The organism is Pseudomonas sp. FBCC-B1565 (assembly GCF_059133265.1).
Map to the genome: position 1 here is coordinate 4,155,362 of NZ_CP101438.1, position 22,624 is coordinate 4,177,985.

Below are 22,624 nucleotides of genomic sequence, written 5' to 3' on the forward strand. Positions count from 1 at the left end.
GAGTCTTGGGGTACATGCTATGGCGGCTCACAACGCCGGACAAACGATGGATTTTGTAGAAAACTGATTAGAGGAACTTATCAGCATGCTCAATCACTGGCCGCCGCTCGGCACCCTGCGTGGCTTTGAAGCCGCCGCCCGACTGGGCAGTTTCCACAAGGCCGCCGAAGAGTTGCACCTGACCCAATCGGCGATCAGCCAGCAGATCCGCAGCCTGGAGGCGTACCTGGAACAGCCGCTGTTTTTCCGCAGCGGGCGCAGCGTGGCCCTGACCGACGCCGGGCATGATTTCCTCAGCACCACCCAGGCGCTGTTGCAGCAACTGGCGGTGGGCGTGCGGCGCCTGGGGCAGTACCGCAAGCCCAATCAACTGGTGCTCAACACCACGCCGACCTTTGCACGCCATTGGTTGCTGCCACGGCTCGCGGATTTCCGCCAGCAACACCCGGAAGTCGACCTGTGGATCTTCAGCACCGACGAAGTGCCCGACATGGCCAGCCAGACCATCGACCTGGCGGTGCGCGACGACATCAGCTCCCAGGCCGAATGCAGCTTCAAGGTGCTGCATGCAGACCGCTTGTTTCCCGCCTGCCACCCACGGCTGTTGAAGCAGCCCAGGGAACAGTGCACCACCCTGCACGGTGAGCGGGAAATGGACTGGAGCCATTGGGCGGTGGAAGCCGGGGTCGATGTGGGGCAGCAGGACCAGGGCCTGAATTTTTCCGACCCTGGTTTGCTGCTCGACGCGGTGTGTACCGGATTGGGGATTGGCCTGGTCAGCCAGTTGCTCAGCCGCCAGGCGCACACGGATGGGTTGCTCACGCCCCTGGTCGAGGCGACCATTCGCGGACCAAGCTGGGCAATGCTGACCCACCGCGACAGCGAGCATGACCCGCTGGCGCGAAGTTTCACGGCGTGGCTGCTGGCCAACCTGGCCGGCTAGTTCACAGGTGCAGCGCCGCACCAACGCCCGGCTCGGTGCGTGGCACCTGCACCCGCAGTGCGATCAACAAGGCAGCCAACAGCATCAACACACCGGCGCCGAGAAACACGCCGCTGATGCCACTGAGACTGAACATCGCGCCCCCTCCGGCCGCGCCCGCCGCAATGGCCGATTGCACGGACGCCACCACCATGCCGCCGGCACTTTCAGCTTGATCCGGTACAGCGCGGGCCACCCAGTTCGACCACGCCACAGGCACCCCGCCAAAGGCCATGCCCCACAGTGCCAGCAGCAACGCCTGGCCTGACAGCGAGGCCGGCAGCAACACCAGGGCCAGCGCCGCGACGCCTACCAACACCGGCATCAGCACCAGCGTGCCGCGTGGATAACGCACCAGCATCCAACCGGCCAACAGCGTGCCGACGAAATTGGCGGCGCCGAAGCCCAGCAGCATCAAGGCCAGCCCTTCGGTGCCCACGCCCGTGGTGCTTTCCAGGAAGGGCCGGATGTAGGTGAACAACGCAAAGTGCCCGGTGTGCACCAGCACGCAGCCCAACATGCCGATGGCGATGCCTGGACGCAGCAGCACATCCAGCACCGTGCGCAAGCGTGCACTGCCCGTGGGAGCCAGGCGCGGCAGCGTGAACAGCTGGAACACCAGCGTCACGGTGCCGACCGCTGCCGCTGCCACAAATGCACTGCGCCAGCCGTACACGCCGCCGAGGTAGCTGCCCAGCGGCACGGCAACCACCGTGCCCACGGCAATCCCACTGAAGATGATCGACAGCGCCCGGGGCAGCAGCGCCGCCGGCACCAGGCGCATCGCGACCGCCGCCGCCATGCTCCAGAAGCCGCCCAGGGCAACCCCCAGCAGGATGCGCATCAACAGCAGCACCGCCAGGCCGGAAGAAAACGCCACCAACAGGTTGGAAGCAATCATCAGCAGGGAAAAACCCAGCAGCACCACGCGCCGGTCGATTCCACGCGTCAGGCCCGGCACCAGCAACCCGGCGAACAACGCCACCACCGCCGTCACAGTCACGGCCTGCCCGGCCAGCGCCTCCGACACGCCAAGGTCCATCGCCATTGGCGTCAGCAGGCTGGCCGGCAGGTATTCGGCCGTCAACAAGCCGAACACCCCCATGGCCAGGGAAAACACCGCCATCCAGGCGGGCGCATCGGGCGCCACCTGGGCAGGGTGAGCAGCTTGGGCTACACAATCATTCATCACACGACATCCTCGGTCATTAGCACGACGGCCAGTCTAGGTTTGCCAAACCGGATGATCTATGATGCAAACCCTTGAGTTTTTGACTGAAACCCCGAACATGACTGCAGCGGCCCCGTTCACCCTGTCCTCCGACCTTATCGACGAACTGCTGCGCGGCATGCGCCTGCGCGGCGTGCAGTACCGGCGTATCCAGGCCGGGCCGAGCTTCGGCATGGGCTTTGACGCCAGACCGGGGCATGCCTACTTCCATTTCCTTGCCGCAGGGACAGCCACCCTGCGCACCGACGACGACAGCCTGTTCGAATTGTCCGCGGGCAATGCCGTGTTCATCTCCCACGGCGGTGCCCATGCGCTGCTGTCCAGTGCGGACAGGCCGGTGCAGGACATCGGAGGCTTTGACGCGACGTCGCTGGGCGATAGCGTCTGCGCTGTGGATGCATCACCGGACTCGCCGCCACGTACCTTGCTGTTCAGTGCCTGCATGGAGTTCGAACTCGGCAGTCTCCAGGGGCTGGGCAGCCTGATGCCGGCCTTGATGCTGATCGATGCCCAGGGCCAGCGTTACCCCGGCCTGATGCCGATCCTGGCGGTGATGGAACGCGAAGTCGCCACGGCTCGCGTCGGCTACCCCGGCATCCTCACGCGCCTGGCCGATGTGGTGGCCGCCATGATTGTGCGGGGTTGGGTGGAGTGTGCCTGCGGCAATGCGTCGGGTTTGGTGGCAGCGTTGCGCGACCCACGGTTGGCGGGCGCCCTGCTCGTCCTGCACCAGCAGCCCGGGCGCGATTGGAGCGTGGCCGAACTGGCCGCGCAGTGTTATACCTCCCGCTCGGTATTCGCCGAACGCTTCCAGGCGACCTTGGGTATCCCGCCACTGCGCTACATGACGGAACTGCGCATGCGCCTGGCCAGCCAATGGCTGACCCTGGAGCGTTTACCCATCGAAGAAGTGGCGCTGCGCCTGGGCTACACCTCCCAGGCGGCGTTCAGTCGTGCATTCAAGCGCATTACCGGCCAGCCACCGGGGGCCAGCCGGCAGAACATCAGGCGTCCTGCCTGAATGACCGCAGCCTGACCTTTGCAGGCAACATTCAGTCATTGCGCATGCCGATCCTGTGCCCTTACTCTCTGGAGCCATCACCTTGTGAGCAACGGAGGCTTCATGAAACTGATCGGCATGCTGGACTCGCCCTACGTACGCCGCGTGGCCATTTCCCTGGACCTGTACGGCGTGGATTTTGTGCATGAACCACTGTCGGTGTTCAGCACCTTCAGCGAGTTCGCCCAGATCAACCCGGTGGTCAAGGCCCCGACCCTGGTGCTGGATGACGGCACGGTGCTGATGGATTCCAGCCTGATCCTCGACTATCTGGAAACCCTGGCCCCGGCCGACAAAAAGCTGCTGCCCCCTTCCCCCGACGCCCGTGCCCATGACCTGCATATCCTTGGCCTGGCCCTGGCGGCCTGCGAGAAAAGCGTGCAGATCGTTTACGAACACAACCTGCGCCCGGCCGAAAAGCTGCATGCGCCCTGGCTGGATCGCGTCAGCGGGCAGTTGCTGGCGGCCTACTCGCTGCTGGAAAAGCAACTGCCTGACAGTGACGTATTGACCCAGGCTTCCCTGACGGCGGCAGTCGCCTGGTCGTTCAGCCAGTTCACCGTGGCGTCGGTGGTCGAGGCCGATGCGTTCCCCAACCTCAAACGCCACGCCGAGCGCCTGGAACAGCACCCGGCTTTCAAAAAATACCCGATCGAATGATCGGGCCTACACCCACCCACCATCCACAATAAAGTTCTGCGCCGAACACATCGCCGAGGCATCGGAGGCGAGAAACAACGCCATGTTGGCGATGTGTTCCGGCAACACACTCCCCGGCAAACATTGGCTGCGGCTGATCAGTTCCTTGGCGGCATCGTCGACCCACATCGCCAGTTGTTTTTCCGTCATCACCCAACCCGGCACCAGCGTGTTCACGCGGATGCGGCTCGGCCCCAGCTCCCGGGCCAGGGCGCGGGTCATGCCGTGGGCGGCGGCCTTGCTCGCGGCGTACACCGGGTAGCCGGCCGAAGCCATCATCCAGCCCACCGAGCCGAGGTTGATGATCGCCCCACCGCCTGCGCCCTTCATCATTGGCACCACCGCCTTGGCGGCGAAGAAGGCGTGCTTGAGGTTGACGGAGATCAGCTGGTCGAACATCTGCGAGTCGACCTCCTCCAAGGTATGCCGCACGTCATTGGCGGCGTTGTTCACCAGCACGGTGATCGGCCCCAGCGAGTGTTCGAAACGAGTGATGGCGGCTTTATAGGCTATCTCGTCGGTGATGTCGCAATTGACGAATTCCACGCTGTGCCCGCGCGAACTCAACAGCGCCGCCAGGCGTTCGCCCTGGCTTTGTGCGCGGTCGACAAAGCCGACCTTGGCGCCTTGGGCCGCGAAGGCGCGCACCATGAATTCGCCGATGCCCGAGGCACCGCCGGAGACCAGGACGGTTTTGCCTTCAAGGTCGGGGTAAATGGCGTGCTGAGTCGTCATAAAAGGTTGCCTCGCTTAATTAGTCTTATTTTATTTTGCAAAAATGCGGTTTAAGGCTATAAATTCGCTGTCATATCGACAAAATATCGCACATTAGTAGAACTATTCCACTCAAAACAACAAAAGGAAGTTCGACCATGAAGCATCCTCGTTACCTGCTTTCGGGCCTCGCCCTGTCCATGCTGGTCGCCAGCGGCGGCGCCCAGGCAGCGGGCCTTACCAGCGAACACAAAGCGTTCGGTAAAACCAATGACGGCACCGCCGTCGAGCAGTACATCCTGCGTAACAGCCATGGCATGCAAGCCACGGTGATCACCTACGGTGGCGTGTTGCAGTCGCTGAAGGTGCCGGACAAAAATGGCAAGCTCGACGACGTGGTACTGGGCTTTGACGACGTGCAAGGCTATCAGAGCGGTACGGCGTTCTTCGGCGCAACCATCGGTCGTTTCGGCAACCGCCTGGCCGGCGGCGCCTTCGAACTCGACGGCAAGCGCTACCAGGTGCCACTCAACGACGGCCCCAACTCGCTGCATGGCGGCGCCCAGGGCTTCGACAAGCGGGTGTGGAAAGCCACGCCGGTCAAGGCCAAGGACTCGGTCGGCGTGACCCTCACCTACCTGTCCAAGGATGGCGAAATGGGCTTCCCCGGCAACCTGAAGACCGAAGTCACCTACCGCCTCAACGACAACAACGAACTGCACATCGACTACGCCGCCACCACCGACAAACCCACGGTGCTCAACCTCACCAACCACAGCTATTTCAACCTGGCCGGTGCGGGCAATGGCGACATCCTCAAGCAGGTCGCCACCTTGCATGCCAGCCATTACACGCCGGTGAATGCGACGCTGATTCCCACCGGCGAGCTGGCGCCGGTCAAGGGCACACCGATGGACTTCCTCACGCCGACGCCGATCGGCCAGCACATCAAGGACGATCACCCACAGCTCAAATTTGCCGAGCCGAAACAGGGTGGGTTCGACTTCAACTGGGCGCTGGACACCCAGGGTGATGTGAAGCAGTTGGCGGCCGAGGTGCATGATCCTGCCTCGGGGCGGCGCTTGCAGCTGTTTACCACGGAGCCTGGGGTGCAGTTTTATACCAGCAACTTCCTCGATGGATCGGTGAAGGGCAAGGCTGGCAAGACCTATCAGCACTGGAGCGGTTTTACGCTGGAGACCCAGCATTTTCCGGATGCGCCTAACCAGCCCAAGTTTGCATCCACTCGCCTGAACCCAGGTCAGACCTACACCCAGAACACCGTCTTCAAATTCTCCGCCGACTAAACTTGTGGGAGGGGGCTTGCCCCCGATAGCAGAGTGTCAAAGACAGAGATGCACACTGACACACCGCTATCGGGGGCAAGCCCCCTCCCACATTTGGAACTACATTTGGCTTGGGATCAGCGTTGTTTCATGCGATCGATGACCACCGCCAGCAGCAGGATCGAGCCGCGGATCACGTACTGGTAGAAGGTATCGATGTTCTTCAGGTTCATCGCATTCTCGATGATCGCCAAAATCAACACCCCGGCAATCACATGGCGGATCATCCCCACCCCACCACTCAACGACACCCCGCCCAGCACACAGGCCGAGATCACCGTCAGCTCAAAGCCCTGGCCGATCATCGGCTGGCCGGAGGTCATGCGTGACGCCAGGATCACCCCGGCCAACGCACCGATCACCCCGTGCATGGCAAAGATCAGGATCTTGGTGCGGTCCACATTCACGCCCGCCAGCAACGCCGCTTCCGGGTTGCCGCCGATGGCCATGGTGTTGCGCCCGTAGGTGGTGTAGTTGAGCAGCCAGCCAAAGAACAGGAAGCACAGGATCGTGATCAGGATCGGCACCGGCACCCCCAGCAACTGGCCGTTGCCGAAGATGAAGAACTGATCCTGGGACACACCCACCGCCTTGCCGTTGGCGAAGATGTACGCCAGGCCGCGCACGATCTGCATCGTCGCCAGGGTGGTGATCAGCGCGTTGACCCGCAGCTTGGCGATCACGATACCGTTGATCAGCCCCACCAGCAGGCCCATCAGCAAGGCGGCGCCAATGCCGAGCAGGACACTGTCGGTGTCGCGCATCACAATCGCCGCCACCACCCCGGCGCAGGCGATCACCGAGCCCACCGACAGGTCGAAATGCCCCGACGCCAGGCAGAACAGCATGGTGCAGGCCGCGATGCCCACGGTGGAAATCGCCAGGCCCAGGCCACGCATGTTCAGCGGTGACAGGAAGTTGTCGATCAGCAAGGCGCACAGCAAAAAGATGCTCACCGCCGCCAGCAGCATCGCCCAGTTATCCAGCAAGGCCCGCAGATCCAGGGGCTTGCGTGCCGTGGGCAGCACGTTGTGTTGAGTGGTCATAGTCGTCTCTCAGTTCGCCACGCTGCGCGGCAGGGCCAGTTGCAGCAGGTTGGATTCGGTAGCGTGCTCGCGGGTTTGTTCGCCGCGCATCGCGCCTTCGCACAGCACCAGGATGCGGTCGGAGATGCCCATCACTTCCATCAGGTCGCTGGACACCACAATCACCGCAATGCCCTGGGCCGCCAGGTTATGGATGATCTGGTAGATCTCGGCCTTGGCGCCGATATCGATGCCACGGGTCGGTTCGTCCAGCAGCAGGACTTTCATCGGCATCGACAGCCAGCGACCGAGAATGGCCTTCTGCTGATTGCCACCGGACAGGTACATGATCTTCTGCGCGGCGTTGGGTGTCTTGACCTTCATGGCCTGGATCTGCTGGTCGGCGTTGCCCTTTTCCCAGCCCTCGCGCAGCAGCCAGCCGAACCTGGAGTGGGCACTGCGTGCGCTGATATTGATGTTCTCGGCGACGCTGGACAGCGGAATGATGCCCTCTTTCTTGCGGTCTTCCGGGCACAGCAGCACGCCGGCGGCGATGGCATCCCTGGGCGAGCGCAGTTGCAGCGCCTGCCCGCACAAATGCAGGCTGCCGGCACTGGCGCGCTCCAGGCCGCTGAGCAGCCGGAACAGCTCGGTGCGCCCAGCCCCGACCAGCCCGAACAGGCCAAGGATCTCGCCCTTGCGCACGCTGAAACTGATCGGTTCACGCAAGCCGGGACCGAGCAGGCCATCGACCTTGAGCGCGACTTCGCCGTGTTCACGCGGGCGGTAGTCGTAGATGTCCTGGATGTCGCGACCGACCATGCAGGTCACCAGTTGGTCGTGGGTCAAAGCGCTCATGTCCTCGAACGTACGCACATACCGACCGTCCTTGAACACCGTGACGGCGTTGCAGATGCGGAACACTTCTTCCATGCGGTGCGACACATAGAGCACCACTTTGCCCTCATCGCGCAGGCGCGTGATGATCGCCATCAGGCGGTCGATTTCCCGCGCCGACAGGCTGCTGGTGGGCTCGTCAAAGGCGATCACCTGGGCGCCACGGGACAGCGCCTTGGCGATTTCCACCAATTGGCGCTGGCCCAGGGACAGACGTCCGAGTTTCTCGGCAGGGTCGATTTCATCCGCCAGCCCCTTGAGGCACGCGAGGGCCTGCTTGCGCAGGAGCCCCCGGTTGACCACGCCAAAACGCGAGGGCAAGTGGCCGAGGAACAGGTTCTCGGCCACTGTCATTTCCGGCACCAGGTGCAACTCCTGGTGGATCACCGCCACGCCGCTGGCAATGCTGTCGGCGGCGTTTCGGAAGGCCATGGCCTGCGCGCCGATCCGCAGCGTGCCGCTGCTGGGAATGTAGGCGCCGCCGAGGATCTTCAGCAGCGTCGACTTGCCCGCACCGTTCTCGCCCATCAGGGCGTGCACCTGCCCAGGGTGGGCGCTGAAGCTGATGCCATCCAGCGCCTTGACCCCCGGGAAGGTTTTGCCGATGCCGTCAAACTGCAGGACGGCAGCGGTCATTGCCACAGCCCGATCTTGGTCAGTTCTTCCTTGAAGTTGGCGCGAGTGATCAGGGTTACTTCGTCCATCGCCGTGTATTTCGCAGGCTCGGTGCCTCTCATGACCCAATCGAACATCATCTTCGCAGTGTTGTAGCCCTCGATATGCGGGCTGGGCAGCATCGAGCCAAAGAAGCCGCTTTCAGCCTTTTTCAGTTCGCCAATGGCATCGGTGCCATTGATGCCGATGCCGATCACGTTGGCCGCCTTGAAGCCGGCGCTTTCGGTGGCGCGTACGCCGCCCAGCACGGTGTTGTCGTTCATGCCGCCGATGATCAGGTTTTTCGCGCCGCTGGGCAGCTTGACCAGCGCCGAGTTGGTGGCGTCCATGCTGCCGGGTACGTCGAGGGTCTTGGCGGCGGTGAACAGGATGTGGTCCTTGGGCATGCCGGCCTCTTCCAGGGATTTGACCGAGCCGTCGGTGCGTTTCTTGCCGGTGTCGAGTTCGTTGAAGGTGTTGATCACCGCGTAGGTGTCCTTCCAGTCCCAGCCGCGTTTTTTCGCTTCGGCCGCCATCGCGGCGCCCTGCTTTTGGCCCACTTCAAAGGCCGCCATGCCCAGGTACGGCACGTCCTCCATGAAGTTGCCCTTGGCGTCGACAAAGCGGTCATCCACGGCAATGACTTTCAAACCGTTGGCCTTGGCCTTGGCGACGATGGCCGGGCCGAGGGACACATCCGGCGGGCAGATCACAAAGCCCTTGGCACCGTTGGCGGCCAGGCTATCGATGGCCGACAGGGTCTTCTCGCCATCGGGCACGGCGATCTTGATCACGGTGAAGCCATGTTCCTTGCCGGCTTTCTCGGCGAAGGCCCATTCAGTCTGGAACCACGGCTCCTCGGCCTGCTTGACCAGGAAACCGATCTTCACTTCTTCAGCGGCCAGCAACAGCCCGCTCAAGCTCATGGCCGAGACCGCCACAGCGGCGCAGCACAGGGAACGCAAACCACGACGACGATTCATACGGGTGACTCCTTGTTGTTGTTTTTAAACGGGGACTTATCCGGCAAAGCGATGACAGGGTGTTCCAGGCACATCGACCTCGATGGCCAACACCGCGCCATCCAAGGGGTGATCCAACGGGCTGGCCGCGCTGGTGATGTACAGAGTGGTCAGGTCCGGGCCACCAAACACACAACTGGTGGGGCGGCTGACGGGCAGTTCGATGATGCGCTCGACGGTGCCGTCGGGCGTGAGGCGCAGCAGGCAACTGCCATCCCAGCGGGCGTTCCAGATGTAGCCTTCCACATCCATGGCCGAACCGTCCGGCCCGCCACGCTCATGGGGACCGAACCACACCTGCGCGGATTCGAGTTGGCCGTCCGGCTGGATAGCGTGGCGGTACAGCGTGGCGTCCAGGCTGTCGCCAAAATGCATGTGGCGGCCGTCATCACTCCACAGCAAGGTGTTGGGAATGCCCAGGCCGCTGAGCAACGGTGTGACCTGCGCATCGGCATCGATACGGAACAGGCCACCGGAGCGCCGGGTGATGGGCAGGTCTTCACCCTGCTCGCCGATGTTGTTCTGCATGGTGCCCAGCCACAGGCGACCCTGGGCATCGCAGCGTGCTTCGTTGCCACGGTTGCCCGGTTGCGGGTCGGCCACGCACAGCAGGGTCAGGGCCTCGGTGACCAGGTCGAGGCGATACACGCCGCTGCTCAGGGTCACCAGGGCATCGCCGCGTTCACACGGAATGAACGCCGAGACATGCTCGGGCAACTGCCACACCCGCAACTGCCCGCCCATCAGGCGCAGCGCCTGTTTGCCGGCGATATTCACCCAGTACAGCGCCTGGGTGGGCGCGTCCCAGAACGGTCCCTCGCCCAATTGCGCACGGTGCGGGGTAACGGCGATACACGACATGATGCCTCCTGGATTGTTGTTCTCAGGTGCGCGTTACAGCGGGTCGCGGGATGGCGTGCCATCCACCAGCCGCTGGATACGCAACGGGTTGGCGTTTTTCAACGCGTCGGGCAGCAGGCTATCAGGGTAATTCTGGAAGCACACCGGGCGCAGGAAACGCTCGATGGCCAAGGTGCCGACCGAGGTGCCACGGGCATCCGAGGTGGCCGGGTACGGGCCGCCATGCACCATCGAATCGCAGACTTCCACACCGGTGGGGTAGCCGTTGAGCAGGATGCGCCCGACCTTCTGCTCCAGCAGCGGCGTGAGTTCGGCGAACTGTTGCAGGTCGGCCGGCTCGCCAATGATCGTCGCCGTGAGTTGCCCGTGCAGGCCGTGCAAGGCGGCGCTGAGCTGGGCCTGGTCGGCGACTTCGACGAACACGGTGGTGGGGCCGAACACTTCTTCCTGCAGCACTTCATCACCGTCGATCAACAGGTTCACATCGGCCTTGAACAGCTGTGGTTGCGCCTGATGGCCGGCCTGCTGGTTGCCCGCCAGGTGCTGGATGCCCGGGTGCGCCAGGAGTTTTTCCAGGCCTTTGCCGTAGCTGCCCAGGGTGCCGGCGTTGAGCATGGTCTGCGCCGGTTGCGCGCCGATCAGTTGCGCGACTTGCTGGGTGAACGCGGTGAATGCGGGCGACGCGATACCGATCACCAGGCCAGGGTTGGTGCAAAATTGGCCGCAGCCTTGTACCACCGAGGCGGTCAGGTCGCGCGCCACGCTGTCGGCCCGCGTTGTCAGGGCCTGGGGCAATACGATCACTGGGTTGATGCTCGACATCTCGGCGAACACCGGGATCGGCTGCGGGCGCGCCGCCGCCATGTCGCACAAGGCACGCCCGCCCTTGAGTGAGCCGGTAAAGCCCACCGCCTGGATTGCCGGGTGCTTGACCAGCGCTTCACCCACGCCACCGCCGAAGATCATATTGAACACACCGGCCGGCATCTCGGTAGCCTCGGCCGCGCGGATGATCGCATCGGCAACGCGTTCGGCAGTCGCCATATGCCCGCTGTGGGCCTTGAACACCACCGGGCAGCCGGCCGCCAAAGCCGCCGCCGTATCACCGCCCGCCGTGGAAAACGCCAGGGGGAAGTTGCTCGCGCCAAACACTGCCACCGGCCCAAGGCCGATGCGGTATTGACGCAGGTCCGGGCGTGGCAGCGGTTGGCGGTCGGGCAGTGCCTTGTCGATGCGCGCACCGTAGAAATCACCGCGACGCAGCACTGTGGCAAACAGGCGCATCTGGCCGCTGGTACGTCCGCGTTCGCCCTTGATGCGGGCGGCCGGCAGCGCGGTTTCGCGGCAGACCAGCTCGACAAAATCATCCCCCAGCGCGTCCAGCTCATCGGCCACCGCATCCAGGAACTGTGCACGGCGCGAGGCACTCAAGGCGCGGTACGCAGGGTAGGCCTGCGCGGCAGCCTTGGCGGCGGCGTCGACTTCCTGCGGCGTGGCCTGGAAAAAGTCCTGGGGCAAGGCTTCGCCGGTGCTGGCGTCGACGCTTTTCAGCGTGATGCTGCCGTTGGCGCTGCGCTGGCCGCCGATGTAGTTGTGGCCGAGAAACTGAGTCATGGGGTTCTCCATTAAAGGGTGATGACGTTGCCGGGTTCGAACGCCGCAGCGCTGCTGCCGACACGGTTGACCAGCGGCGCACCGAACTCGGCCTGGCTGATCTCGAACACATCGCCGGCCTGGGTCCGTATACCGTCGGCGAATGACAGCGTGGCGGTGCCGAAGAAGTGGATGTGCACATCGCCGGGCTTGAGGAACTGTTGGTATTTGAAGTGGTGGTACTCAAGGTTCTCCAGGCTGTGGCACATATTGGCCTCGCCGCTGAGGAACTCGTTCTGCCAGATCACTTCGCCGTTGCGCAGAATACGGCTGGTGCCCGCCAGATGCTGGGGCAACTCGCCCACGCGCAACTCCGGGCCATAGCTGCAACTGCGCAGCTTGGAATGGGCCAGGTACAGGTAGTTCTTGCGCTCCATGATGTGGTCGGAGAATTCATTGCCCACCGCAAAACCGACGCGATAGGGCTTGCTGTCCGGGCCGATCACATACAGGCCGCCGATCTCCGGCTCTTCACCGGCATCCTCGGCAAACGGTGGCACCGGGAAGGCTGCGCCGGGGCGCACCACGATGCTGCCGTCGCCCTTGTAGAACCACTCGGGTTGCACGCCCGCCTGGCCAGCCGGTGGACGGCCGCCCTCCACGCCCCATCGGAAGATGCGCATGGTGTCGGTCAGCGCCGTGTCGTCGCCGGCCTGGTGCATCTTGTCCCGTGCCGAGGCGCTGCCCAGGTGGGTCAGGCCAGTGCCGCTGATCAGCATGTGGGCCGGGTCCGGGTGGTCCAGCGGCGGCAGAATCCTCAGGTCGGCCAGCAGCGTTGCGTAGTCGTAGCTGTCATCCAGGCCCAGGCTGTCCACGTATTGCGCCAGGCCTACGCCGGCGTCGATGGCGGCGAGGGCCAACTCGCGCACGCTGCGGGCTGTGTGTACTTCGCGCAGCTGGGTGCCGTCGACCACGCCGACGCGGCGGTCACCGTTACGCAACTCGAACTGAACTAAACGCATGACTGTTCTCCTGGATTAAGGTCGGGTGGCGCCACGGGCACTGGCGGCAAATTGGTCGGCGGGCAGCACGTGCTTGCGCTCGAGCAGGCGGTAGACCACCAAGGTCAGGACCAGCCCGAACAGCATCACCCCGGACAGAAAGTACAAACCCGATGCGAGGTTGCCGGTGTATTCCTTGAGCGCGCCGATCACGAACGGGCCGATATAGCCGCCGAGGTTGCCCACCGAATTGATCAGGGCAATGCCCGCCGCCGCACTGGCGCCGGCGAAGAAGCGCCCGGGCAGGGTCCAGAACACGGCGGTGCAGGAAAACATCGCGAACGCCGCCAGGCACAACGCGGCCATTTGCAGCACCGGCACACTGAGCGCGGCACTGAAAAACAGGCCGATGGCGCCCAGCACGTAGAGCACCGCAAGGTGGCCGTAGCGGTCGTTCAAACGGTCGGAGCTGCGCGGGATGATCAGCAGGCCGATGATGCCGAAGATATATGGCACCGCAGCGATAAAGCCGGTGACCAGGTCAGTGCCGCCGAATTGCTTGATCAGGGTCGGCAGCCACAGGCCCAGACCGTAGATGCTCAGGGTCACCGGCAGGTAGAACAGCGCCAGCAGCAACACGCGTTGGTCTTTCAAGGCATGCAGCGGGTTGCCGTGACGGGTCTGGCCGTAGGTTTGCAAGTCTTTGGAGAGCTCGCCGGTGAGCCAGGTCTTTTCGTCGTCGCTCATCCAGGTGACTTGCTTGGGGCCATCCGGCAGGAAGCGCAGCACCGGCCAGGTCAGCAGGATCGCCGGAGTGCCGATGACGATGAACAGCCATTGCCAGCCGTGCAGCCCCAGGATGCCGTCCATGCCCAGCAGGCCACCGGACACTGGCCCGGTGATCATCATCGCGATGGGTTGCGACAGGATGAACAGCCCGAGGATCTTGCCGCGATGGCGTACCGGAAACCATTGGGTGATGTAGTACAGCACGCCGGGGAAGAACCCCGCCTCCGCCGCGCCCAGCAGAAAGCGCATCACATAGAAGCTGTGCGGCCCCTGCACGAAGGCCATGCCGATGGTGATGGCGCCCCAGGTGATCATGATCCGCGCAAACCAGCGGCGTGCGCCGAAGCGGTCGAGCATCAGGTTGCTGGGGATCTCGAACAGGAAGTAGCCAATGAAGAACAACCCTGCGCCCAGGCCATAGGCCGCATCGCCGATGCCGACGTCGGCGCCCATGTGCAACTTGGCGAAGCCCACGGCGGAACGGTCCACGTAGGCGATCAGGTACAGCAGGATCAGGAAGGGAATCAGTTTCAGCGTGATGCGCCGAATAAGCCGCAGTTCCTGGCTCATGGGGTCGATCTCCGATTGTTGTTTTTATAGAAGCTCGGGGGACGCCTCTCGCGAAAATCCGCCAGGGTCATGCCTCAGTTGAGATCGACTATATAGTAGGACTATTTACAAAACAACTCTTCCAAAGCAGCGTTTTTGCGCTTATGTTTAAGCACGCATAGAACATATAGTCATACAATAAGAGAATCGATCATGCCTGATAAAAAGCCCGGCCTCCGCTCCGCCCAGTGGTTCGGTACCGCCGACAAGAACGGCTTCATGTACCGCAGCTGGATGAAGAACCAGGGCATTGCCGACCATCAGTTCCATGGCAAGCCGATCATCGGCATCTGCAATACCTGGTCGGAGCTGACCCCGTGCAACGCGCATTTCCGCCAGATCGCCGAGCACGTCAAACGCGGCGTAATCGAGGCCGGCGGCTTCCCGGTGGAGTTCCCGGTGTTCTCCAATGGCGAATCCAACCTGCGCCCCACCGCCATGCTCACCCGCAACCTGGCGAGCATGGACGTGGAAGAGGCGATTCGCGGCAACCCGATTGACGGCGTGGTACTGCTGACCGGCTGCGACAAAACCACCCCGGCCCTGCTGATGGGCGCCGCCAGTTGCGACGTGCCGGCCATCGTGGTCACCGGCGGGCCGATGCTCAACGGCAAGCACAAGGGCCAGGACATCGGCTCGGGCACCGTGGTGTGGCAGCTCAGCGAACAGGTGAAAGCTGGCACCATCACCCTGGATGACTTCCTCGCGGCCGAGGGCGGCATGTCGCGCTCGGCGGGCACCTGCAACACCATGGGCACCGCATCGACCATGGCCTGCATGGCCGAGGCGCTGGGCACGTCCCTGCCCCACAACGCGGCGATCCCGGCGGTGGATGCGCGGCGTTATGTGCTGGCGCACATGTCCGGCATGCGTGCCGTGGAGATGGTGCGCGAAGACTTGAAGCTGTCGAAGATCCTCACCAAAGAGGCGTTTGAAAACGCGATCCGCGTCAACGCGGCCATCGGCGGCTCGACCAATGCAGTGATCCACCTCAAGGCCATCGCCGGGCGCATCGGCGTCGAACTCGACCTCGACGACTGGACCCGCATGGGCCGTGGCATGCCGACCATCGTCGACCTGCAACCCTCGGGGCGCTTCCTGATGGAAGAGTTCTACTACGCCGGCGGCCTGCCCGCGGTGCTGCGCCGCCTGGGTGAAGCCAACCTGATCCCGCATCCGAATGCCCTGACCGTCAACGGCAAGACCCTGGGCGAGAACACCCAGGACTCACCGATCTACGGCCAGGACGAAGTGATCCGCACCCTCGACAACCCGATCCGCGCCGACGGCGGCATCTGCGTGCTGCGCGGCAACCTCGCCCCGCTGGGCGCGGTGCTCAAGCCGTCCGCCGCCAGCCCAGAGCTGATGCAGCACCGTGGCCGTGCGGTGGTGTTCGAGAACTTCGACATGTACAAGGCGCGCATCAACGACCCGGAACTGGACGTGGACGCCAACTCGATCCTGGTCATGAAAAACTGTGGGCCCAAGGGCTACCCAGGCATGGCCGAGGTCGGCAACATGGGCCTGCCGGCCAAGCTGCTGGCCCAGGGTGTGACCGATATGGTGCGGATTTCCGATGCGCGCATGAGTGGCACGGCGTACGGCACGGTGGTGTTGCACGTGGCACCGGAAGCCGCTGCCGGCGGGCCGTTGGCCACGGTGCGGGAAGGCGACTGGATCGAACTGGACTGCGCCAACGGCCGCCTGCACCTGGACATCCCCGACGCAGAGCTGGCGGCGCGCATGGCAGACCTGGCGCCTCCGCAGAACCTCATCGTCGGCGGCTACCGCCAGCTGTACATCGACCATGTGCTGCAGGCCGACCAGGGCTGCGACTTTGACTTCCTGGTGGGTTGCCGTGGGGCGGAAGTCCCACGGCATTCCCACTAATTGGGATGCTATGATGCCGCGTCTTTAAGCCAGAGCCTCCCCGTCGTCATGGATCACCAGCCGCCCAAGCCGCGCAAGAGCCAGCATGCCCAGATCGTTCAGGACTTGGGCATGCACATCGTTTCCGGCCGCTTCAAGCCCGAAGAACGGCTGCCCATGGAGGCCACGCTCTGCGAGGAGTACCAGGTCAGCCGCTCGGTGTTGCGCGAAGCCACGCGGGTGCTCAGCGCCAAGGGCCTGGTGTATTCCAAGCCACGGGTGGGCGCGGTGGTGCGGCCGCGGTTGAAGTGGCACCTGCTCGACCCGGACGTGTTGTCCTGGTTGATGCAGTCCACGCCCCACAGTGAGTTCTTCAACACCCTGGCCGGTGTGCGGCGCATCCTCGAGCCGGAGATCGCCGCCATGGCCGCGACCACTGCCACCGACGAAGACATCGCCACCATCGAAAAAGCCTACCAGGGCATGGAAACCGCGCAGACCCACGAACAGCTGCTGCAGGCCGACCTGGACTTCCACCGCGCCATCGCCGACGCCACGCGCAACGATTTGCTCGCCTACATGTGCAACATGCTGTCGCTGCCGTTGCGCGAGTCGATCAACATCACCAACCGCCGCCCCGACATCCAGGGCCTGAGCCTGCCCCGGCACAAGGCGATCCTCACCGCGATCCAGAACCGCGACGCCCTCGGCGCCCGGCATGCATCGCTGGTGCAACTGGATGACACGCGGGTGGCATTGGATACGGTGATGAATGTGTTGACGCCGTTGTAGGCGATTCAGCGCAGGCCATAGGCGTGAATGAGGGTGTCGTCGGCGTTATTCTGTTCGCTCCAGAACACCCGATCACTGGCACCGTCAAACCCGCGCACGCCCATGTACCCGTCCAGCGACAGACGCTTCCAGGAATGGCCCCAGTCCGTCGAATAGAACACCGCATCGGCGGAGATACTCGCCTCGCTCCACCAGTACAGCCAGCGCGGCGGCTTATGATCGCTGTAGGTATTGACCACCAGGCTGTTGCGCCCTACCCATAGCCCACGCGCCTGGGTATCGGCACTCAAGGGCGAGAACACACTGGGCAAGTCGCCCAAGGTGTTCCAGGCCAGCGTCGCGGTGTTCAATTCGGCGACCACCGCGCGCCCATGGGGGCCCTGGTCGATCAGGCCGATCACGCGCCCGGCGCCGTTGTCCGCAAGCTCGCTGATGTACAGGCCGTTTTCCCGCTGAATATCCTCGACTTGCCACGTGCCGGCCGTGCGCTTCAACTGCACGCGAGTGGTGACACCGATCGCCAGGTTGTCGCTCTTGCCATCGGGATGGCTGCCCCAGAAGCGTTGCGACACCCAGATCACCGCGTGCTGCGCATCCTGTTGCAATACGTGGGTCAGTTGTTCAGTTGAGTCACGCCACTCCTGGATATCCGGGCGCAGGCTGTGGGCGTAGTCTTGGGTCACCGCCAGCGGTTGCGGCACCGTGATCGGCGTGCTGTGGGCGCCACCGTCGGCGGAGTAGTACACCCCGGCCTGCGGCTCGACGTCATCGGCCCAACGCGAGGCCCAGACCTCGTCCTGATTATAGAAGTACGGCGAAACCAGGGTGGCCACACCGCTCACCTCGGGGAAAAACCCGTCGGCCACCCAGCGCCAGGTCTTGCCCTGGTCATCACTGCGGAACACCGCGTTCTGGCCCCCCGCATCGTTGGGTCGATAGAGCGAACTCAGCAGAAACACGCGCGCGCCCTCCGCACTCGCCACCAGGCAGGCCGAGCCGCTGACCTGGGCGACCTGCTTGAACACCCCGTCAGCCCCCAGACGCGCAACCACGGTGGTCTCCGGCTCCGAACGCAGTTCGCCGTCGAGCAAGCCATTCAAGTCCACCCGCTCGCTTGAGGGTTCCAGCTGTTCATATTCATTCGTCACCCGCCCCACCAGCCACGTGCCCTGGGCGGTCACCTTCACTCCGGTGCAATCCTGGCTGACCGCGTGTGGCCGCACGCCCGGCAGTGTGCCCAGCCGTTGTTGATTCGGGCTGGCGCCGCCGATTTCCAGCTTGGCGCTGACGATGATCCAGATATACCCGAGCGCAAGACTGGCCAGCAGCGCGACGAACACACGAACGATGAGGGTTGAACGAGGCATGCGATGTCCATATCCGAGGGAATGGACGTGCTTTTCTCATCGATTGGGGGTGGACGTAAATGCTTATTGGCCGCCATCTGTCGCAGCTGTGATGTGGGTCCTACTTTGCGGCGACTCAAGCTCGTGAGTCAGTTGCGCGTACTCGCTCATATCTTTCACGTTTGTGCCCTGTTCAAGAAAAGCGGCTCTCAGTATCAGCTATCTTGATACTCACAGGGCACCTGCTGATTTCGTGAAGCTGCCGCCCTAGACTCGCTCTCAGCCGGTGCCGATGCACCGGTTCCCACAACTATAAAAACGCAAGTGGAGAGACGAATGAGTGGTCAAGTAGCGTTCGAAGACCTTCCGCTGAGCCGCTTCCATATCCGCACGGTTTTCAGCGGCACGGGTGGCCAGTTCAGTGATGGTTTCGTACTGGGCATTATCGGGATCGCCGTCAGCATGGCGGCCGGCCCGTTACAGTTGACGGCATTGTGGATGGGCTTATTGGGCGCCGCTTCCTTGGCGGGACTGTTCCTTGGCAGCCTGTTGGCCGGGCCTATCGCGGACAAGTTCGGCCGGCGGGCAATCTTCGCCTGGGACATGCTGTTGTTCGCCGTCATCTCTGCGTCGCAGTTCTTTGTCACCTCGCCCGAACAATTGTTGGCGCTGCGTTTGCTGCTGGGGCTGGTGCTGGGCTTCGACTATGTCGTGAGCAAGTCGCTGGTGACCGAATTTGCCCCGCGCCGCTATCGGGGACGCCTGCTCAGTGTGCTAGCGGCAGCTTGGGCGGGGGGCTATGTGGCGGCGTATCTGGTGGGCTTTGCCATCCGCGATATCGGCCCGGATGCCTGGCGCGTGATGCTGGCCCTCAGTGGCGTCCCAGCCCTGTTGATTCTGCCCTTGCGCATGGGCGTGCCGGAATCGCCGATCTGGTTGATGGCCCGCGGGCGTAGCCAGGAAGCCATGGCCATTGTGCGCAGCAAGTTCGGCCCGCATGTGTTCCTGCCAGCACCCGTGGCCCCGGCCAATGGGCACAAGCAGCGTGGCAGATGGGCAGAACTGTTCAGCCCGCGCTGGCGCAAAAATACGCTGGTGGGTTGCGTGTTCTACACCTGCCAGGTGATTCCGTTCTTCGCCCTCGGCACATTCGCACCCAAAGTCCTGGAAGCCCTGAACGTGCAGGACAAGTTTGCCGGTGGCCTGGTCTACAACGTGTTGCTATTGCTCGGCGCACTGCTCGGTCTGCTGGTCATTGATCGGCTGTCCCGGCGCGTATTCCTGGTCGGCACCTTCTACTTGAGTGCTGCGGGCCTGGCAGTATTGGCCTACGCCGGTTTCGGCCCCCTGGGCACCATCCTCGCCTTCGGCGTTTTTGCCTGTGTGATGGCGGCGGCGGTCAACCTGGAGTTCGTCTACCCACCCGAATTGTTCCCCACCCATCTGCGGGCCTCGGGGATCGGCCTGGCCGTGGCGGCCAGCCGGTTCGGCTCGGCGGTGGCGACGTTCCTGCTGCCAGTCGCGGTGCAGCACGTGGGGGTCCATGCGGCGTTGGGCGTATGCGTTGGCGTGCTGGTCTTCGGCGGCGTGTTCTGCCACGTGTTTGCGCCAGAAACCAGCAAGGAAGACTTGTCGGGGGTCACGCCCGATCCTCTTCGGACGGACGCCAAGGTTGCCATTGAATAACACCATCAAGTGAGGTTGAGGATGTCTGCGAACAGGCTGATCGACATGTATGCAGTCCAGGTGTTCATCGCGGTTGCCGAGGAAGGCAGCATGTCCGGGGCCGCCGCGCGCATGGGTATTTCCCAGTCCGGCGTGTCACAGATGGTGCGTCAGTTGGAGGAGGAACTGGGGGTGGTGCTGGTGGACCGCACCACCCGGCCCATGGCCCTCACCGCATTCGGGGTTGCCTTGCGCAACCGGGGTTCGGTGTTGAGCGAGGAACTGTCCCACCTCAAGGCTCAGGTGATCGACGCCGGGCGCGGTGTGAACCCCGACCTGCGCATCGGCTTGGTGGACTCCTTCGCCGCCACCTGCGGGTCGGTGTTCACCCGGCAATTGCTCGGCAAGGTCGCGCAGTTGTCCATTCGCACAGGGCTCAGCCCGCAACAAGGTGAATCCCTGTTGCGGCGCGACCTGGACCTGATCGTCACCAGCGACCCGTTGATGGACGCCAATGACGTGATTCGCTATCGGCTGTTTTCAGAAAAGTACTTTGTTATCACGCCCAGGCAAGCGCGCTGCGATATCCACACGGTCGAGGACGTACGCGCGCTGGCCAATGTGCTGCCGGTGGTGCGCTTCAACCGGATGTCCCAGGTGGGGCTGCAGATCGAGCGTCATCTGCGCAGCCTGAACGTACGAGTGCCCAACCGCCTGGAGCTGGATAACGCCGATGCACTGACGTCGATGGTCGCCGAAGGCATCGGTTGGGCCGTTACCAGCCCCATGTGTTTTTTGCAGGCCAGTGCCTGGGTCGACAACGTGACCGCGCACCTCACACCGGACCTGCAACTGGAACGCTCGCTTTACCTGGTAGCACGACGCAATGAATACAGCGCCTTTTTCGCCGATGCGTGCGAAACGGCGCGTGATGTGATCCGCCACTCCTTCCTGCCCAGGCTCACGGCCCTGGACAAAGGGGTGGAGGCGTTAATCCAATTTGATGAGGGTGATGCTCGTGAGTATTTTTGATGCTGTTGCTACACGGCTGGAAACCGATTACGTCGGCGACGTACAGATTCCGGCAGACAAGCTGTACGGGGTGAACTCGGTGCGCGGGTTCGACAACCTCAGCGTATCACCGCTGACCATCGCTTATTACCCGGCCTTCCGCGATGCCTTTGCCCAGTGCAAGTGGGCGGCCGCACTGGCCAACCGCGCCTGCGGCGTACTTGCCCAGCCCCAGTGCGACGCCATCGTGCAAGCCTGCGCCGAGGTGATCGCCGGCCGGTGCGACGACTCGCTGATCGTTGACCTGCTGGAAGGCTCCGGCGGCACGTCCACCAACATGAACTTCAACGAGGTCATCGCCAACCGCGCCCAGCAATTGATGGGCCACGCGGCGGGTTCGTATGACGTGGTGCACCCCAATGACCATGTGAATGCCTCGCAGTCGACCAATGATGTGTACCCTGCGGCATTGAAGATCGCGACACATGCGATGCTCGGGCCATTGATCGATGAAGTGGAACAACTGGCTACGCGCTTCGACCAGAAAGCCGTGCAGTTTGCCGATATTCTGCACCTGGGCCGCACCTGCCTGCAGGATGCCCAGCCGATGCGCCTGGGCCAGCTGTTTTCCGGGTACGCTGCCCTCACCCATCGCCTGGCGACCGCGCTGGCTGGCGTGCGCGACACACTGCGCACCCTGCCGCTGGGCGGCACAGCGATCGGCACCGGGTTTGGTGCGCCGCCCGCTTATCGCGCCGCGGTGTATCAGCACTTGGTACAGGTCACTGGCATTGAGTACCAGGCCCCCTCGAACGCCTTCGATGCGATGCAGAACATGGATGTGTTTTGTCGGGTTTCGGCTGAGTTGCGCACCGGTTCCGCGTCCCTGGCCAAGATCGCCTCTGACCTGACCTTGCTGTCCTCCGGGCCGGTCGGTGGGATCGGCGAATTGAAGCTGCCCGAAGCCCAGGCCGGCTCGTCGATCATGCCAGGCAAGGTCAACCCGGTGTTGCCCATGGCGATGATCCAGTTGAGCTTCGCCGTCATCGGCAATGATGTGGCGGTGGCGCAGGCGGTCCAGGCCGGTCAGTTGGAGATCAACCACTTCGAGCCGCTGGTGGCGTCCCGCGTGTTCGACAGCATTGCGCTGCTGACCCAAGGCATCCAACGGTTTCGCGAGAAGTGCATCAGTGGGATAACCGCCGATGCCGAACGTAACGAACAACACCTGGCTCAATCAATGGCCGTGGCCACCGCGCTGGTTCCGCAGCTAGGCTACGCCCGTGTGAGCAAGCTGGCACGCCAATCGGTGGCGCAAGGGCGCTCGCTGTTGTCGATTCTGGAAGAGTCGGGGTTGATGAGCCAGGCCGATGCCATGGTGGCGATTGAAAGGTCGTCGCACCCAGTGTTCGAGGGCTGAGGAATACGGTGTGCAATCACCCAGAGGGATTGCACACC

General features: G+C 63.3%; 19 protein-coding genes. 9 read left to right on the forward strand and 10 right to left on the reverse strand.

Features of this window, described 5'->3' with window-relative positions:
- The first annotated feature begins 85 nt into the window (after positions 1-85).
- Positions 86-943 (forward strand): LysR substrate-binding domain-containing protein, encoded by an 858-nt coding sequence (locus NL123_RS19110; protein WP_494356088.1) that lies wholly within the window; start codon positions 86-88, stop codon positions 941-943.
- Between the two features lies 1 nt (position 944).
- Here NL123_RS19110 and NL123_RS19115 read toward each other — a convergent pair whose 3' ends face one another.
- A complete protein-coding gene (locus tag NL123_RS19115) occupies positions 945-2,171 on the reverse strand; it encodes an MFS transporter (RefSeq protein WP_494356089.1) in 1,227 nt (408 codons plus the stop codon).
- Positions 2,172-2,235: 64 nt separating this feature from the next.
- Between NL123_RS19115 and NL123_RS19120 the strand changes: the two genes are divergently transcribed.
- Both NL123_RS19120 and NL123_RS19125 read left to right on the forward strand, forming a co-directional pair.
- A complete protein-coding gene (locus NL123_RS19120) occupies positions 2,236-3,234 on the forward strand; it encodes an AraC family transcriptional regulator (RefSeq protein ID WP_494358326.1) in 999 nt (332 codons plus the stop codon).
- 102 nt (positions 3,235-3,336) lie between these two features.
- Positions 3,337-3,933: a glutathione S-transferase family protein gene (locus NL123_RS19125; RefSeq protein WP_494356090.1), complete on the forward strand. Its 597-nt coding sequence runs from the start codon at positions 3,337-3,339 to the stop codon at positions 3,931-3,933.
- Between the two features lie 6 nt (positions 3,934-3,939).
- Here NL123_RS19125 and NL123_RS19130 read toward each other — a convergent pair whose 3' ends face one another.
- Positions 3,940-4,707: an SDR family NAD(P)-dependent oxidoreductase gene (locus NL123_RS19130; protein ID WP_248487780.1), complete on the reverse strand. Its 768-nt coding sequence runs from the start codon at positions 4,705-4,707 to the stop codon at positions 3,940-3,942.
- 137 nt (positions 4,708-4,844) lie between these two features.
- Between NL123_RS19130 and NL123_RS19135 the strand changes: the two genes are divergently transcribed.
- Entirely contained in the window at positions 4,845-5,993 is a 1,149-nt protein-coding gene (locus NL123_RS19135) for an aldose epimerase family protein (protein ID WP_248487779.1), read from the forward strand.
- Positions 5,994-6,109: 116 nt separating this feature from the next.
- On the opposite strand, the gene araH is transcribed toward NL123_RS19135, so the two are convergent.
- The 7 genes from araH to NL123_RS19170 are packed head-to-tail and all read right to left on the reverse strand — an operon-like array spanning position 6,110 to position 14,444.
- A complete protein-coding gene (araH, locus tag NL123_RS19140; RefSeq protein WP_248487778.1) occupies positions 6,110-7,078 on the reverse strand; it encodes an L-arabinose ABC transporter permease AraH in 969 nt (322 codons plus the stop codon).
- Positions 7,079-7,087: 9 nt separating this feature from the next.
- A complete protein-coding gene (gene araG, locus NL123_RS19145; protein WP_494356091.1) occupies positions 7,088-8,590 on the reverse strand; it encodes an L-arabinose ABC transporter ATP-binding protein AraG in 1,503 nt (500 codons plus the stop codon).
- Entirely contained in the window at positions 8,587-9,591 is a 1,005-nt protein-coding gene (locus tag NL123_RS19150) for a substrate-binding domain-containing protein (RefSeq protein ID WP_494356092.1), read from the reverse strand. Before NL123_RS19150 ends, araG begins: the two co-directional genes overlap by 4 nt.
- 36 nt (positions 9,592-9,627) lie before the next feature.
- Positions 9,628-10,491: an SMP-30/gluconolactonase/LRE family protein gene (locus NL123_RS19155; RefSeq protein WP_494356093.1), complete on the reverse strand. Its 864-nt coding sequence runs from the start codon at positions 10,489-10,491 to the stop codon at positions 9,628-9,630.
- A gap of 33 nt (positions 10,492-10,524) precedes the next feature.
- The gene (locus NL123_RS19160) at positions 10,525-12,105 is read right to left on the reverse strand and encodes an aldehyde dehydrogenase (NADP(+)) (protein ID WP_248487774.1); all 1,581 of its coding nucleotides are present in this window, start codon (positions 12,103-12,105) and stop codon (positions 10,525-10,527) included.
- Between the two features lie 11 nt (positions 12,106-12,116).
- Positions 12,117-13,106 (reverse strand): AraD1 family protein, encoded by a 990-nt coding sequence (gene araD1 / locus NL123_RS19165; protein ID WP_494356094.1) that lies wholly within the window; start codon positions 13,104-13,106, stop codon positions 12,117-12,119.
- Between the two features lie 15 nt (positions 13,107-13,121).
- Complete coding sequence (locus NL123_RS19170; protein ID WP_494356095.1) at positions 13,122-14,444, reverse strand: MFS transporter; 1,323 nt, start codon at positions 14,442-14,444, stop codon at positions 13,122-13,124.
- Between the two features lie 192 nt (positions 14,445-14,636).
- Here NL123_RS19170 and NL123_RS19175 point away from each other — a divergent pair, with 192 nt between their 5' ends.
- Positions 14,637-16,373, forward strand: coding sequence for an IlvD/Edd family dehydratase (locus tag NL123_RS19175; protein WP_248487771.1), 1,737 nt, complete (start codon positions 14,637-14,639; stop codon positions 16,371-16,373).
- Between the two features lie 48 nt (positions 16,374-16,421).
- A complete protein-coding gene (locus NL123_RS19180; RefSeq protein ID WP_494356096.1) occupies positions 16,422-17,144 on the forward strand; it encodes a FadR/GntR family transcriptional regulator in 723 nt (240 codons plus the stop codon).
- Between the two features lie 5 nt (positions 17,145-17,149).
- Here NL123_RS19180 and NL123_RS19185 read toward each other — a convergent pair whose 3' ends face one another.
- Positions 17,150-18,511, reverse strand: coding sequence for a beta propeller repeat protein (locus NL123_RS19185; RefSeq protein WP_494356097.1), 1,362 nt, complete (start codon positions 18,509-18,511; stop codon positions 17,150-17,152).
- Positions 18,512-18,826: 315 nt separating this feature from the next.
- Here NL123_RS19185 and NL123_RS19190 point away from each other — a divergent pair, with 315 nt between their 5' ends.
- From NL123_RS19190 to NL123_RS19200, 3 genes are read left to right on the forward strand one after another with little or no spacing between them, the layout of a single operon-like run.
- A complete protein-coding gene (locus tag NL123_RS19190) occupies positions 18,827-20,176 on the forward strand; it encodes an MFS transporter (protein ID WP_494356098.1) in 1,350 nt (449 codons plus the stop codon).
- Positions 20,177-20,197: 21 nt separating this feature from the next.
- The gene (locus tag NL123_RS19195; RefSeq protein WP_058426986.1) at positions 20,198-21,187 is read left to right on the forward strand and encodes a LysR family transcriptional regulator; all 990 of its coding nucleotides are present in this window, start codon (positions 20,198-20,200) and stop codon (positions 21,185-21,187) included.
- On the forward strand, positions 21,174-22,586 hold the full coding sequence (locus NL123_RS19200) for an aspartate ammonia-lyase (protein WP_248487766.1): 1,413 nt from the start codon (positions 21,174-21,176) through the stop codon (positions 22,584-22,586). The genes NL123_RS19195 and NL123_RS19200 overlap by 14 nt, the downstream gene beginning before the upstream one ends.
- The last annotated feature ends 38 nt before the right edge of the window (positions 22,587-22,624 follow it).

Coding starts and splice junctions, on each gene's coding strand:
- NL123_RS19110 (WP_494356088.1), top strand. CDS start 86: ATGCTCAATCACTGGCCGCCGCTCGGCACCCTGCGTGGCTTTGAAGCC.
- NL123_RS19115 (WP_494356089.1), bottom strand. CDS start 2,171: ATGAATGATTGTGTAGCCCAAGCTGCTCACCCTGCCCAGGTGGCGCCC.
- NL123_RS19120 (WP_494358326.1), top strand. CDS start 2,236: ATGCAAACCCTTGAGTTTTTGACTGAAACCCCGAACATGACTGCAGCG.
- NL123_RS19125 (WP_494356090.1), top strand. CDS start 3,337: ATGAAACTGATCGGCATGCTGGACTCGCCCTACGTACGCCGCGTGGCC.
- NL123_RS19130 (WP_248487780.1), bottom strand. CDS start 4,707: ATGACGACTCAGCACGCCATTTACCCCGACCTTGAAGGCAAAACCGTC.
- NL123_RS19135 (WP_248487779.1), top strand. CDS start 4,845: ATGAAGCATCCTCGTTACCTGCTTTCGGGCCTCGCCCTGTCCATGCTG.
- araH (WP_248487778.1), bottom strand. CDS start 7,078: ATGACCACTCAACACAACGTGCTGCCCACGGCACGCAAGCCCCTGGAT.
- araG (WP_494356091.1), bottom strand. CDS start 8,590: ATGACCGCTGCCGTCCTGCAGTTTGACGGCATCGGCAAAACCTTCCCG.
- NL123_RS19150 (WP_494356092.1), bottom strand. CDS start 9,591: ATGAATCGTCGTCGTGGTTTGCGTTCCCTGTGCTGCGCCGCTGTGGCG.
- NL123_RS19155 (WP_494356093.1), bottom strand. CDS start 10,491: ATGTCGTGTATCGCCGTTACCCCGCACCGTGCGCAATTGGGCGAGGGA.
- NL123_RS19160 (WP_248487774.1), bottom strand. CDS start 12,105: ATGACTCAGTTTCTCGGCCACAACTACATCGGCGGCCAGCGCAGCGCC.
- araD1 (WP_494356094.1), bottom strand. CDS start 13,106: ATGCGTTTAGTTCAGTTCGAGTTGCGTAACGGTGACCGCCGCGTCGGC.
- NL123_RS19170 (WP_494356095.1), bottom strand. CDS start 14,444: ATGAGCCAGGAACTGCGGCTTATTCGGCGCATCACGCTGAAACTGATT.
- NL123_RS19175 (WP_248487771.1), top strand. CDS start 14,637: ATGCCTGATAAAAAGCCCGGCCTCCGCTCCGCCCAGTGGTTCGGTACC.
- NL123_RS19180 (WP_494356096.1), top strand. CDS start 16,422: ATGGATCACCAGCCGCCCAAGCCGCGCAAGAGCCAGCATGCCCAGATC.
- NL123_RS19185 (WP_494356097.1), bottom strand. CDS start 18,511: ATGCCTCGTTCAACCCTCATCGTTCGTGTGTTCGTCGCGCTGCTGGCC.
- NL123_RS19190 (WP_494356098.1), top strand. CDS start 18,827: ATGAGTGGTCAAGTAGCGTTCGAAGACCTTCCGCTGAGCCGCTTCCAT.
- NL123_RS19195 (WP_058426986.1), top strand. CDS start 20,198: ATGTCTGCGAACAGGCTGATCGACATGTATGCAGTCCAGGTGTTCATC.